The organism is Psychrobacter maritimus (assembly GCF_029953575.1).
GTDB lineage: Bacteria > Pseudomonadota > Gammaproteobacteria > Pseudomonadales > Moraxellaceae > Psychrobacter > Psychrobacter maritimus.
In genome coordinates this window covers 103,949-118,191 of sequence record NZ_CP124526.1, presented here as the reverse complement: position 1 = coordinate 118,191, position 14,243 = coordinate 103,949, and the positions used below count along the sequence as shown (strand labels likewise).

The window sequence follows — 14,243 nt, the reverse complement described above, 5'->3', positions numbered from 1 at the left end:
TTTGCTGCGCAAGACCTTTTCTTTGCGCTTTTAGAGCGTGTATTTGAAGTTAAGGCGAATTTGTAAGGTTAAAGCGAGTTAATGAAAAAAGCTGATGATGATATTAAAACTCTACCATCCCAGCACGCAGCTGCTCAATCAGCTCCGCAAACTGCTGACGCCATTCGCGTATGGTTGCTTCGTCTGGCAACCACTGATTCGATAATGTCACAACATTTACAATCAAATCAGGCGCTTCTTTTATCTCACTACCCGTCTTCTCATCGATAACATTATCAGGCAATACCGCGTACAAACAGCGCTGATAAGCATGCTCTATATTGGCTAAAAAACCTTGTTGCTGTAATTGTTGTAAGCGCTGCACTTCAGGCGAAACTTGGGTACGGGCGCTTAGTGCTTCTTCAATATCTGCTAAGGTTGGCGCTGTCATACTTAAACCATAAAAATGCCCAAGTTCTTGTACAAAAGCAAGATATGTCCCATATAGGTGAAAAATAGCGGTTTCACAATGGGCTTGATAGAGCTGTTTATCGTTAGTATTACCTGCCGCCTGACAAGCCAAACGACAAAAATACAGCTTTTGATTGGTACGGTCAGCTTGGTATTTGGCAACGCGAGTCTTACCTGCCATGCGCCTATCCTTGTTATTTAGTGAATGATTTGTTTAATAGATATTACGATTATAATAATAGGTCTTTTAAACAGCTTTTACGTGAATAAGTAAAATGGCTTAATAAGCTTTGTTTTGCGATTAAGACATTTATTTAGAAACATATATTTAGAAACATATATTTAGAAGCATTTAAAAAAACCATCTATATAGCAGTGTACTATTTTCTGAAGTCACATTCTAAACAAATAATTTACCTGATTTATTTTCTTTAAGCCACAAAAAAGCCAGCAACTTAGGCTGGCTTTTTTATTAAGGAAACAACTAAGCGTTATTTAGATTAGTGATTGCCTTGGTTAAGCTCTTGGGCAAACGCTTCATCAAAGCTTGCAAAGTCTTTGCTATCAGTGCTGGCTGTCATATCAAACGCTGCATTCAAGTCTTTATCTTGCAGTTTTTGCTCCGCTTTTTCTTTACGGGCTTTATGATAAGCAAGACCAGTACCGGCAGGAATCAAGCGACCAACAACGACGTTTTCTTTCAGACCACGTAGCTCATCCACTTTACCAGTTACGGCAGCCGCAGTTAGAACACGAGTGGTTTCCTGGAACGACGCCGCTGAGATAAAGCTTTCTGTTGCCAGACTTGCTTTGGTAATACCAAGTAATTGACGCTCATACTGTACTGGGAATTTATCTTCCGCTTCCAGTTTAGCATTCAAGGCTTTGATATCAGCGTATTCGACCTGATCGCCTTTAAAGTGGCTTGAATCGCCGCCGTCCGTTACTTCAACTTTACGCAGCATCTGACGAATGATAACTTCGATGTGCTTATCGTTGATTTTTACGCCCTGCAAGCGGTATACGTCCTGTACTTCGTTAACGATATAGTCAGCAAGCGCGGTTTGTCCTTTCAGACGTAGGATATCGTGCGGGTTTTGTGGACCATCAGCGATAACCTCACCACGAGCAACCGTCTCGTTTTCGAAGACGTTGATTTGACGCCATTTCGGGATCAGCTCTTCATGAATCTCACCATCTTCATTGGTGATAATGAAGCGGTTTTTACCTTTAGTTTCTTTACCGAAGCTTACTACACCCGACATCTCTGCCATGATGGCATGATCTTTCGGACGACGTGCTTCAAATAAATCAGCAACACGTGGTAGACCACCGGTAATATCTTTAGTACCTGATGATGCTTGTGGTACACGACCTAGGATCGAACCGGCTGCTACTTTTTCACCGTCGCTAACGCGAATGATGGTTTCAGCTGGTAAGAAGTAAACCACTTCTTTACCTTCGTCAGTGTTCAAGATAATCGCCGGACGTAAGTCTTTGGCTGAGCTTGAACGGTCACGAGTCGCTAGAATTTCAAACGAGCTCATACCGGTTGCATCATCAACTTTTACCGTCGCTGTCATACCATCAGTGATGTCACTAAAGCGTGCAGTACCAGCAAATTCTGTGATAATTGGATGCGTGTGCGGATCCCATTTAGCGATAGTCTGACCGCCTTCAACCTGCTCTTCGTTTTTCACAAGCACGCTTGAACCATAAGGAACTTTATAGCGCTCACGCTCACGACCAAGCTCATCAGTCAACGCCAGTTCAGCTGAACGCGACACGATAACCAAGTGACCATCGGTATGTTGCACTGTTTTCATGTTCTCAAAGTGCACTTGACCAGCATTACGTGCTGAGATGCTGTTATCCACAGAGGCTGAACTTGCTGCCCCACCAACGTGGAAAGTACGCATCGTTAACTGAGTACCAGGTTCACCGATAGACTGCGCTGCCATAACACCGACTGACTCGCCGATATTGACTTTATGACCACGGGCAAGGTCACGACCATAACACTGTGAACAAACGCCATGTTCGATATCACAAGTAATAACCGAACGTACCCAGATATCATCAATCGCGTTATTATCAAGCACATTTACCCAATGCTCATCGATTAATGTACCCGCTGGAATCAATACTTTATCAGCATCATCGTTATACGTTACATCACGAGCGGTCACACGGCCAAGTACTAGCTCACCGAGCTTCTCAATGATTTCACCACCTTGAATGTGCGGCTTCATGAGCAAGCCTTGCTCAGTACCACAGTCTTCACTGGTAATAACCAAATCTTGTGCCACGTCAACCAAACGACGCGTCAAGTAACCCGAGTTAGCGGTTTTCAGTGCGGTATCCGCAAGACCTTTACGGGCACCATGCGTTGAGATAAAGTACTGAAGTACCGTCAAACCTTCACGGAAGTTGGCTTTAATCGGCGTCTCAATGATTGAGCCATCCGGTTTTGCCATCAAACCACGCATACCTGCCAACTGACGAATCTGTGCCGCACTACCACGAGCACCAGAATCTGACATGATAAAGATAGAGTTAAAGGACTTCTGCTCTTCTTCTTCACCTTTAGCATTTAAGATTTTATCAGTCGCTAAGTTGTCCATCATCGCTTTTGCGACTTTATCATTGGTACGTGACCAGATATCGACAACTTTGTTATAACGCTCACCCGCAGTCACGAAACCTTGCTCGAATTGATCTTCAATCTCGCGAACTTCCGCTTCTGCGGTTTCGATGATTTGTACTTTGCTTGGCGGAATGACCATATCATCGATACCGATAGACACGCCAGACAGTGTTGCTTGGGCAAAACCAAGGTACATCAATTGGTCAGCAAACATAACACTTTCTTTCACGCCAACTTTACGGTAGCAAGAGTTGATCAATTTAGAGATATTTTTCTTCGTCATCTCTTCGTTACATTCATCGAACGACATACCTTTAGGCATGATGTTCCAGATAAGTAGACGACCAGCGACGGTATCTTGTAACTTGACTTCTTTAGTCTCATTACCTTCTTCGTCGACATGAGTTTCAGTCACACGTACTTTAATCTTGGCGTTTACATGTAAATCGTTTGAACCAATCGCACGCAATGCTTCATTAACGGTGGCAAAAATCATGCCCTCGCCTTTAGAATTGATTGACGAGCGGCTGATGTAGTACAGACCCAATACAACGTCTTGTGATGGTACGATGATTGGATCACCGTTGGCAGGCGACAAGATATTGTTGGTCGACATCATCAATGCACGTGATTCAAGCTGCGCTTCTAGGGTCAATGGCACGTGAACGGCCATTTGGTCACCATCAAAGTCGGCGTTGAACGCGGTACAAACTAGAGGATGCAGCTGGATGGCTTTACCTTCAATCAATACTGGCTCAAATGCTTGTAGACCCAAACGGTGAAGCGTTGGCGCACGGTTCAGTAGTACTGGATGCTCACGGATAACCATAGCCAGCATATCCCACACTTGTGGCTCTTCACGCTCTACCATCTTTTTAGCAGCTTTAATCGTCGTTGCTAAACCATGAGACAATAGTTTGTTATAAGTAAATGGCTTGAATAGCTCAAGTGCCATTTTCTTCGGTAGACCACACTGATGTAGACGTAGCGTAGGACCTACAACGATGACCGAACGACCAGAGTAGTCAACACGCTTACCAAGTAAGTTTTGACGGAAACGACCTTGCTTACCTTTGATCATATCTGCCAAAGATTTCAATGGACGCTTATTACTACCGGTAATCGCACGACCGCGACGACCGTTATCTAATAACGCATCGACTGATTCTTGCAACATACGTTTTTCGTTACGTACGATGATATCAGGGGCGCTTAGCTCTAATAAACGCTTTAGACGGTTGTTACGGTTAATCACGCGGCGATATAAATCGTTTAGATCTGAGGTCGCAAAACGCCCGCCTTCTAGTGGTACTAGAGGACGCAAGTCTGGTGGTAGTACTGGTAAGATATTCATTACCATCCACTCAGGCTTGTTATGAGAATCACGGAAGGCTTCTAATAACTTAAGACGCTTAGACATCTTTTTAAGCTTGGTTTCAGAACCGGTTTGCGGAATTGCTTCACGCAGCTCATCAATCTCGATATCTAAATCGATGTCTTTTAATAGGTCTTGAACGGCTTCAGCACCCATTTTGGCAGTGAACTCATCACCAAACTCCTCAAGCGCTTTATAATAATCTTCATCATCAAGCAGCTGATACTTCTCTAAAGAAGTCAGACCAGGTTCTGTGACGATATAGCTTTCAAAATATAGGACGCGTTCGATATCACGAAGCGTCATGTCTAGCAATAGACCGATGCGGCTTGGTAATGATTTTAAGAACCAAATATGCGCAACAGGGCTGGCTAAGTCAATATGACCCATGCGATCGCGACGTACTTTAGCGGTCGTGACTTCAACGCCACATTTTTCACAAATAACGCCTTGGAACTTACGGCGCTTGTACTTACCACATAAACACTCAAAGTCTTTTACTGGGCCAAAGATTTTGGCACAGAACAGACCATCACGCTCAGGCTTAAACGTACGATAGTTAATCGTTTCTGGTTTTTTAACTTCACCATGTGACCATGATTTGATCACGTCAGGTGAGGCTAAGGTAATTTGAATACTATCAAACTCTTGGTTACCGTTGCCGGTAGGGCTTTGCATGATATCGAGTAAATCTTTCAAGTTGCTTCTCCGTTATCTTTATAATCATCTGACAGCGTGCTAGGAGCGCGGCTAAGATGAATGAAGGCAATGAATAGGGTTGAGACAAATCACTAAAAGCAGCAGCTATGCGCGTACTGCTTCTAGATTGACCACTAAGGATAATAATTAACTAAAGCTATGTTAAAGGTAGCTTCAGTCAGCCGTGCTTAATGGGTTTGCTTTAACTCAATATTGATACCCAGTGATTTGATTTCTTTGGTCAACACGTTAAACGATTCAGGCATACCTGGATCCATATATTGCTCACCATCGACGATGTTTTTGTACATACGGGTACGGCCTTCAACGTCATCCGACTTCACCGTCAGCATCTCTTGCAAGGTATAAGTCGCGCCATATGCTTCTAGTGCCCAGACTTCCATCTCACCGAAGCGCTGACCACCAAACTGTGCTTTACCACCAAGTGGCTGCTGCGTCACTAATGAGTAAGAACCAGTAGAACGTGCATGCATTTTGTCATCAACCAAGTGGTTAAGTTTCAGCATATACATATAACCAACGGTTACTTGGCGGTCAAACTTCTGACCAGTACGACCGTCATATAATGTTTGCTGACCATCACGCGCCATACCAGCAAGCTCTAGCAAGTCTTTGACTTGATGCTCATGAGCACCATCAAATACTGCTGTGCCCATCGGTACACCGCCGCGTAAGTTGTCCGCTAGCGCCATGATGTCATCATCACTTAAGCTATCAAGATCCACTTGCTCGCCGCCCACTTTGTTATAGATTTGGTCTAAGAAATCACGCAAATCTTTAATCGCTGCTTGTGCTTTGAGCATACCATCAATCTTTTCGCCCAAGCCTTTTGCTGCCATACCTAAGTGAGTCTCTAGAACCTGACCGATGTTCATACGCGATGGTACACCGAGTGGGTTCAAGACGATATCAACGGTATTACCATGTTCGTCATAAGGCATGTCTTCAACCGGCATAATGCGCGATACCACACCTTTGTTACCATGACGACCAGCCATTTTATCACCAGGCTGAATACGACGCTTAACCGCTAGATATACTTTAACGATTTTTTGTACGCCATGTTGTAAGTCATCACCAGCGGTCAATTTGCGTTTTTTCTCGGCAAATTTAACATCGATGTCTTTTTGCTTATCGACCAAGTAATCAGCGATTTGCGTTAGACGCTCAGAGATTTCTTCTTCAACCGGTTGGATATCAAGCAAAGTCTCAAGGCTCATGTCTTTCATATCAGCCAATGCCATAACCGTACCGGCTTTTAGACCAGAACCGCCACTGACTTTTTGACCGTCAAGCAAGCTTGCGATACGACCACGAGCTGCTTCTTCAAAGATGCGTAGCTCTTCTTTTAAATCTTTACGGTAGCTATCAAGCTGTGATTTTTCAATCGCTTTTGCACGCGCATCTTTTTCAACGCCGTCACGGGTAAAGACTTGCACGTCAATAACCGTACCTTTGCTTGATGTTGGAACACGTAGCGACGTATCTTTAACATCAGCAGCCTTTTCACCAAAGATAGCCCGTAGTAGTTTCTCTTCTGGCGTTAGTTGCGTCTCACCTTTTGGCGTGACTTTACCAACTAAGATATCGCCCGCATCTACTTCAGCACCGATATAAACGATACCTGCTTCATCAAGGCTTGATAGCGCCGCTTCACCAACGTTTGGAATATCAGCAGTAATTTCTTCTGTTCCAAGCTTGGTATCACGTGCCACACACGTCAATTCTTGAATATGAATAGTTGTGAAACGATCTTCTTTCACCACTTTTTCAGATAGCAAAATCGAATCTTCGAAGTTGTAACCATTCCAAGGCATAAATGCGATGCGAATGTTCTGACCCAGTGCAAGCTCACCAAGATCCGTTGAAGGACCATCAGCCAAGATATCACCTACAGCAATCTCGTCGCCTTGGTTTACGATAATACGTTGGTTGATACAAGTATTTTGGTTAGAACGCGTATATTTAACTAAGTTATAGATATCAATACCCGCTTCACCAGCGACCATCTCATCTTCATTAACACGGACCACAACACGTGAGGCATCAACGTCTTCGATTACACCGCCACGCTTAGCGATGACACAAACACCAGAGTCACGCGCAACGTGACGCTCCATACCTGTACCTACTAACGGCTTATCAGCACGTAGCGTAGGAACGGCCTGACGTTGCATGTTCGAACCCATCAAGGCACGGTTAGCATCATCATGCTCTAGGAATGGAATCAAACCAGCAGCTACCGATACCACCTGACTTGGTGACACATCCATATGCGTCACTTTTTCTGGCGGCATACGCACGAATTCACCATAGCTACGTACACTGACCATCTCATCAGATAACGCGCCTTCTGCGGTTACTGGTGAATCAGCCTGTGCAATAACAGTACCAACTTCTTCAATCGCTGATAGATACTCAATAACGTCTGTTACTTTACCGTCAACCACACGGCGATATGGCGTTTCTAAGAAGCCAAAGCTGTTGGTTTTAGCAAAGGTTGCTAGTGAGTTAATCAAACCAATATTTGGACCTTCAGGAGTTTCAATCGGACATACACGGCCATAATGGGTATCATGTACGTCACGTACTTCAAAGCCTGCACGTTCACGGGTCAGACCACCGGGTCCTAATGCTGATACACGGCGTTTATGCGTCACTTCCGACAATGGATTGTTCTGATCCATAAACTGTGATAACTGGCTTGAACCAAAGAATTCTTTAACCGCCGCCGCTACTGGTTTTGAGTTAATCAAATCTTGTGGTGACAAGTTATCAGATTCCGCTGAGCTTAAACGCTCTTTAACCGCACGCTCAACACGTACTAGGCCAACACGGAATTGGTTTTCAGCCATCTCACCTACCGAACGAATACGGCGGTTACCTAAATGGTCAATATCATCGACTTCGCCGCGACCATTACGAATTTCAATCAATTCTTTTAGGACGTTAACGATATCATCATTGGTCAAGACGCTACGACCGCGTTGAATATCAGCGTCATCAGTATCTTCAAATTCTAGACCCAAACGACGGTTAAACTTCATACGACCGACATTCGATAAGTCATAACGATCAGGGTTAAAGAACATACTTTCAAACAGCTTCTCAGCGGTTTCAACCGTTGGTGGCTCACCTGGGCGCATGACTTTATAAATCTCAATCAAAGCTTCTTCACGGCTTGAGGTGCTGTCTGCACGTAGCGTATCGGCAATATAACTGCCTTGGTCGATATCGTTGGTGAACAGAATGCTGAACTCTTTGATAGACTCACTGGCTTCAAACGCACTTAATTTAACCAATAATTCATGGTCAATCAGCGTATTGGCTTTAGCGATAACTTCGTCATTAACAACGATGTCTTCCGCTAAAATACGCTCATATAAGTATTCATCAGGGATAGAGATTTTGGTCATACCCGCTTCTTCAAGCTGACGGATACGGCGGGCATTAATACGTTTGCCCTGCTCGACAACCACTTCACCTTCAGGCGTCACAATGTCGAACTGCGCCATCTCGCCACGTAAGCGGTCAGCTACCAGATCAATCTCAAACTGCTCTTCGCCTTTATAAACCGCAACTTTATCAAAGAACAAATCTAAGATCTCAGACGTGCTTAAACCTAAAGCGCGTAGGATGATAGAAGCAAGCAGCTTACGACGACGGTCAATACGAGCAAAAACCAAATCTTTGGCATCAAACTCAAAGTCTAACCATGAACCACGGTAAGGAATGATACGGGCGTTATAAAGCACCTTACCACTTGAATGCGACTTACCTTTATCATGGTCAAAGAATACACCCGGTGAACGATGCAGCTGTGATACGATTACACGTTCAGTACCATTGATAATAAAAGTACCGTTGGCAGTCATCAATGGCATCTCGCCCATATAGACGCTTTGCTCACGGATATCTTTGATTGCCGCTTTGCTGTCTTTATCTTTGCTGTCTTTGTCTTTGATGATTAGGCGAATTTTGACACGCATCGGCGCAGCAAAGGTCGAGCCGCGTAAGATACACTCACGCTCATCAAATTCAGGCGTACCTAAATAATATTCAACGAATTGTAACTCAGCATTACCAGAGTGACTCTCAATTGGGAAAATAGAGGAATACGCAGCTTGCAAACCAGTATTCTCACGAGCTTTTGGCTTTTTATGCTCTTGCAAAAATTGCTCATAAGAATCTACTTGGATAGACAACAAATAGGGAATGTCCATCACAGTAGGCAATTCAGCAAAACTTTTGCGAATACGCTTTTTTTCAGTATAAGAATATGCCATCGAGAGTCCTTACAGTAAACGTGGAAACAAATTGAAAGCGTGGCCAGCGTGCATCTATATTAGTTGATATTAATACTATGCAAACTTAGCAACGTAAACGATAATATAAAACGGTTATTCATGCTCATTTAATGACTGATGATTAATTCACGCGTATAGTGCATGATTAAGCCAGCTTATTTAAGCGTAAAATTGGCATCTAAACATGCCTATATGGGTGCTGACATTGCAAATTTCAATGCCCTACACTCTATAATACTTAAGGCCAAGCACTGGTCTTTAAATACTATTGATTCTCTTTATAAATTCACTTAAAGTGTTATTGATACCTTTAAAGCGTTGTCGATATCTAAAACAAGGGTGTTGCGTATTAAGTTCAATTTCATGCTATTTAATGGTGCTTTTTAATACTACACAGCAAACGACTCACCCGCTACAATCATAAGTAATATCGTCGCTGATATCTACCGTCTACGAGCCTACTTACTGACAGTAAAACCATGCTAAATGGATAAACGAATATTTATAACTTTTCGGAATTAATGGTAACTGGGGTAACTATAACTTTTAGAAACAATGACTTTTAGAATCAGTATAAACTATAGCGTTAATGGGAAAGCATGCAGACACAAAAAAATGCCAAACATCGATCGACGTTTAGCTTATATTAACTGATTTCAATAACTACTAAGTGTACTTGCATGTATATCGTCTGTCCTTTTGATGGGTATCCACCGTGATGTTGCATGCGTATGTTGGCAGACACAAAAGGTCAAGCTACGAATTATAATAAAAAAAAGCTGGCAATGCAAGGCATTACCAGCTTTTTTTGTACAACACTAAGATAAGCTCAGCTTATTTTAGTTCAACAGTTGCACCAGCTTCTTCAAGTTTCTTTTTCAACTCTTCAGCTTCAGCTTTGTTTACGCCTTCTTTGATTGGAGCTGGAGCGCTTTCAACCAAATCTTTCGCTTCTTTCAAGCCAAGACCAGTAGCTTCACGTACGGCTTTAATTACGCCAACTTTCTTCTCGCCAAAGCTGGCAAGAACTACGTCAAACTCGTCTTTTTCTTCAGCAGCAGCAGCAGGACCAGCAGCAGCAGGTGCAGCAGCAGCAACAGCAGCTGTTACGCCGAATTTTTCTTCCATAGCGCTGATTAATTCAACGATATCCATTACTGACATTTCAGCGATTGCGTTTAACACATCATCTTTAGATAGTGCCATGAGAACTCTCCGTTATCTGATAAAATTTAGTTGGTTTTAATATCGCTTGGATTGCTTGCCAAATTTTCAAATAGTGTTGGCAATAAAGTGCAATCGGCGATGTCAAAGTTACGTTAAAACAAGCAATTAAGCAGCTTCTTTTGCGTCTTTGATTGCTGCTACCGTGCGAACAAGCTTACTAGGAACAGCGTTCATAGTTTGAACAAGCTTGGTAACTGGTGCATTCATAGTAGCCATTAGGATAGAGATTGCTTCGTCGCGAGTTGGTAGCTTCGATACGCGCTCTAGCTCTTCTGGACCATAAACTTCACCACCGACTGATACCAATTTGGTCTCTAAAGCTTTGTTATCTTTACTGAACTCGAAAACAACTCGAGCAGCAGATCCCAAATCTTCCATAGAGAAAGCCAAAAGTAGTGGACCAGTCATACGGTCTGACATGCTCTCAAACTTAGTGCCTTCAAACGCGCGTTTTGCTAGGGTGTTTTTTACCACTTTCAAAACGACGCCTTTCTCACGGGCTTGTTCGCGTAGCTTAGTAAGCTTTGCAACACCAATACCATGATATTCGGCAGCTACTGCTGAGTGAGCATTAGCAGCAACTTCAGACACTTCAGCCACAACTTGTTGTTTTTGCTCTAGCGTTAATGCCATAAGTTGACTCCTTTAATCTAATCAATCTAATTCATACTAAGACTGACTTGATACGATACGTTATTTATAAATTCTATGAAGAATTCACTCATAACGACTGATTACGGCACCGTTATCAGAATGACATCAAGTGATAGCCTAGCGCTTATATTAATTTTTAATACAGCTACTAGCCTATCGGCTCTTATCAACAACTGGGTGGGTCACCGTCTGCGTAGGACAACTAAGATTTTCATCTGTCGTCGATTAACAAAAGCAGCTCGTTGTTATTATCAGCAATCCGAAAATCATTAATAATAACGCAAAACCGCTTTCTACCTACGGTCTTAGACAGCATAGCGTTTGCTACGCTGACCTAATTCTTTAAAATATTTTTTGCGGCCTTTATTTGAAATCGTCAAATAAAGGCAGATGTTTAATTATTTCGCTGTGCGATATGGAACAGGATCAATAGTGATACCTGGGCCCATAGTGCTAGACAAGGTAATTTTCTTAATGAAAGTACCTTTAGAAGTAGCAGGTTTAGCACGCTTTAGATCTGTGATTAGTGCTTGAGCGTTTTGGATAACTTGCTCAGCAGTGAAACCAACTTGACCGATAGTGGTATGGATAATACCCGCTTTATCAACGCGATACTGCGCTTGACCCGCTTTAGCGTTAGTTACAGCTTCAGCAACGTTAGGCGTTACCGTACCAACTTTTGGGTTAGGCATCAGGCCACGTGGACCTAAGATAGTACCTAATTGACCAACAACACGCATCGCATCAGGAGCAGCAATAACGACGTCAAAGTCCATGTTACCGGCTTTGATTTGTTCTGCTAGGTCTTCAAAACCAACGATGTCAGCACCAGCTTCTTTGGCGGCTTCAGCAGCAGCGCCTTGAGCAAATACAGCAACGCGTTTGGTTTTACCAGTACCAGCAGGTAGGTTGGTAGCGCCACGAACGACTTGGTCAGATTTACGTGGGTCAACACCCAGGTTTACTGCGATGTCGATAGACTCTTTGAATTTAAGAGCTGGCAAATCGTTTAAGATTTGAACCGCTTCTTCAAGAGTGTATAATTTTTCGTTTTCTACACGCTCAGCGATTAACTTTTGACGCTTAGTAAGTTTGCTCATTTACACACCCTCCACGGTAATACCCATTGAACGTGCAGTACCAGCGATGGTACGGACAGCAGCATCAAGACCAGCAGCAGTTAAATCTGCATCTTTAGTCTTAACGATCTCTTCTAACTGAGCACGGTCCACTTTACCGACTTTAGCGGTGTTTGGTGTACCAGAACCTTTAGCGATACCAGCAGCCTTACGTAGTAAGTATGCAGCTGGTGGCGACTTCATGATGAAGGTAAAAGACTTATCGCTGTATACAGTGATCTCAGTAGGAATCGGTAGACCCGGCTCTTGGTTTGAGGTCGCAGCGTTAAATTCTTTACAGAACGCCATGATGTTCACGCCTTTTTGACCCAATGCTGGACCAATCGGTGGTGAAGGATTTGCTTTGCCTGCAGGCACTTGTAGTTTGATGTAACCATCAATCTTCTTAGCCATGAGATACTCTCCTTTATGGGTAATAGCGCCAAATCAATATGGTATAACCCTTATTGACTAACAGCTCCCCGGTTGATGAATTTGTGGCAGGTTTAATCTAGTTTTTCAACCTTACTAAACTCAAGCTCGACCTGAGTCGGTCGATTAAATACGTTTACCGTTAAATGTAGCTTAGACTTCTCATAATCCACTTTTTCAACCAACCCTTTAAAGTCAGTAAATGGACCATCGATAACCAACAACTCTTCGCCCGGCTCAAATAGAGTCTTAGGACGCGGGTCAGCTTCAGTCTGGTTCAGACGGTTCAAGATGCGATCTGCTTCTACTTGCGTAATAGGCGCAGGCGTCTCTGGCGTGCCACCGATAAAGCCCATAATACGTGGGCAATCTTTGACGATGTGCCAAGTGTTGTCGTTCATCTCCATTTGGATTAATACATAACCCGGAAAGAACTTACGCTCGCTTTTACGCTTTTTGCCGTCTTTCATTTCGACGACTTCTTCAGTAGGAACCAACACATCACCGAACGAATCAGCAAAGTCACTACGATTAATACGATCAGTTAATGAACGTTGTACTTGCTTTTCATATCCTGAAAACGCTTGGACAATATACCAACGCATATCACGCTCCTGATCATTACAGTTAAGTCGTTATAAGTAAATTTTGGCTTAAATGACACTAATACGCGTCATTAACCAATAAAGATACCAACGAACCAATTAAAAAAGTTATCTAATAACCAAACAAGGAATCCAACAATCGCAATCATGACAAGCACTTGCCATGTGTATTGGAAAGTTTCATCTTTGCCTGGCCATGTGACTCGGCGCAGCTCAACGGCCGCATCTTTCAATAATATTTTAAAAGCGCGACCCTGATTTGTTAATGCCAAGCACACGAAAGCAATGATAACCAGCGCCGCGATAATACCAATACGCACCCAGAGATCATTGGCAGGTTGCCAATAGCCAGGTAAGTATTGATTAACTAACGTTGCACCAATTAAAATCGCTGCGGCTAATAGCCACAAAATCACATCTTTTACTGAACCAGTTTTAGCAACTTCAACAGCAGTCGATTGATTGCCAGCTGAAACGTGCTTATCTTTGGACAGCATTCCACCAGCAACTGCCTTGGCATCAGATAACTTAGTCTCGAGGTTATCTTGATTATTGCTCATAAAGAACTCACTTCGGAGATGGTGGGGTATGACAAAGATGTGATAAGAAGATGGCAGGCGATGTAGGACTCGAACCTACAACCCTCGGTTTTGGAGACCGATGCTCTACCAATTGAGCCAATCGCCTATGGGTGTAAAGGACAGCATT

At 43.2% G+C, this 14,243-nt stretch carries 9 protein-coding genes and 1 tRNA gene; all 10 read right to left on the bottom strand.

Annotated features, from left to right (window positions below; translation table 11 throughout):
• Positions 1-103: 103 nt before the first annotated feature.
• On the bottom strand, positions 104-631 hold the full coding sequence (locus tag QJS82_RS00510; RefSeq protein ID WP_201565507.1) for a DUF6586 family protein: 528 nt from the start codon (positions 629-631) through the stop codon (positions 104-106).
• Between the two features lie 319 nt (positions 632-950).
• Entirely contained in the window at positions 951-5,171 is a 4,221-nt protein-coding gene (gene rpoC / locus QJS82_RS00505) for a DNA-directed RNA polymerase subunit beta' (protein WP_201565505.1), read from the bottom strand.
• A gap of 188 nt (positions 5,172-5,359) precedes the next feature.
• The gene (rpoB, locus tag QJS82_RS00500) at positions 5,360-9,478 is read right to left on the bottom strand and encodes a DNA-directed RNA polymerase subunit beta (RefSeq protein WP_201565503.1); all 4,119 of its coding nucleotides are present in this window, start codon (positions 9,476-9,478) and stop codon (positions 5,360-5,362) included.
• A gap of 855 nt (positions 9,479-10,333) precedes the next feature.
• On the bottom strand, positions 10,334-10,705 hold the full coding sequence (gene rplL, locus QJS82_RS00495; RefSeq protein WP_201565501.1) for a 50S ribosomal protein L7/L12: 372 nt from the start codon (positions 10,703-10,705) through the stop codon (positions 10,334-10,336).
• A 126-nt stretch (positions 10,706-10,831) separates the two neighbouring features.
• Positions 10,832-11,359, bottom strand: coding sequence for a 50S ribosomal protein L10 (rplJ, locus tag QJS82_RS00490; protein WP_201619266.1), 528 nt, complete (start codon positions 11,357-11,359; stop codon positions 10,832-10,834).
• A 419-nt stretch (positions 11,360-11,778) separates the two neighbouring features.
• Positions 11,779-12,480, bottom strand: a complete 702-nt coding sequence (gene rplA / locus QJS82_RS00485; RefSeq protein WP_201565497.1) for a 50S ribosomal protein L1 — start codon at positions 12,478-12,480, stop codon at positions 11,779-11,781.
• Positions 12,481-12,912 (bottom strand): 50S ribosomal protein L11, encoded by a 432-nt coding sequence (rplK, locus tag QJS82_RS00480; protein WP_068405081.1) that lies wholly within the window; start codon positions 12,910-12,912, stop codon positions 12,481-12,483.
• 92 nt (positions 12,913-13,004) lie between these two features.
• Positions 13,005-13,535 (bottom strand): transcription termination/antitermination protein NusG, encoded by a 531-nt coding sequence (gene nusG, locus QJS82_RS00475; RefSeq protein WP_201565495.1) that lies wholly within the window; start codon positions 13,533-13,535, stop codon positions 13,005-13,007.
• 71 nt (positions 13,536-13,606) lie between these two features.
• On the bottom strand, positions 13,607-14,095 hold the full coding sequence (gene secE, locus QJS82_RS00470; RefSeq protein WP_281490858.1) for a preprotein translocase subunit SecE: 489 nt from the start codon (positions 14,093-14,095) through the stop codon (positions 13,607-13,609).
• A gap of 51 nt (positions 14,096-14,146) precedes the next feature.
• Positions 14,147-14,222: transfer RNA gene (locus tag QJS82_RS00465), tRNA-Trp, on the bottom strand.
• Between the last annotated feature and the right edge of the window lie 21 nt (positions 14,223-14,243).

Coding starts and splice junctions, on each gene's coding strand:
- QJS82_RS00510 (WP_201565507.1), bottom strand. CDS start 631: ATGGCAGGTAAGACTCGCGTTGCCAAATACCAAGCTGACCGTACCAAT.
- rpoB (WP_201565503.1), bottom strand. CDS start 9,478: ATGGCATATTCTTATACTGAAAAAAAGCGTATTCGCAAAAGTTTTGCT.
- rplL (WP_201565501.1), bottom strand. CDS start 10,705: ATGGCACTATCTAAAGATGATGTGTTAAACGCAATCGCTGAAATGTCA.
- rplJ (WP_201619266.1), bottom strand. CDS start 11,359: ATGGCATTAACGCTAGAGCAAAAACAACAAGTTGTGGCTGAAGTGTCT.
- rplA (WP_201565497.1), bottom strand. CDS start 12,480: ATGAGCAAACTTACTAAGCGTCAAAAGTTAATCGCTGAGCGTGTAGAA.
- rplK (WP_068405081.1), bottom strand. CDS start 12,912: ATGGCTAAGAAGATTGATGGTTACATCAAACTACAAGTGCCTGCAGGC.
- nusG (WP_201565495.1), bottom strand. CDS start 13,535: ATGCGTTGGTATATTGTCCAAGCGTTTTCAGGATATGAAAAGCAAGTA.
- secE (WP_281490858.1), bottom strand. CDS start 14,095: ATGAGCAATAATCAAGATAACCTCGAGACTAAGTTATCTGATGCCAAG.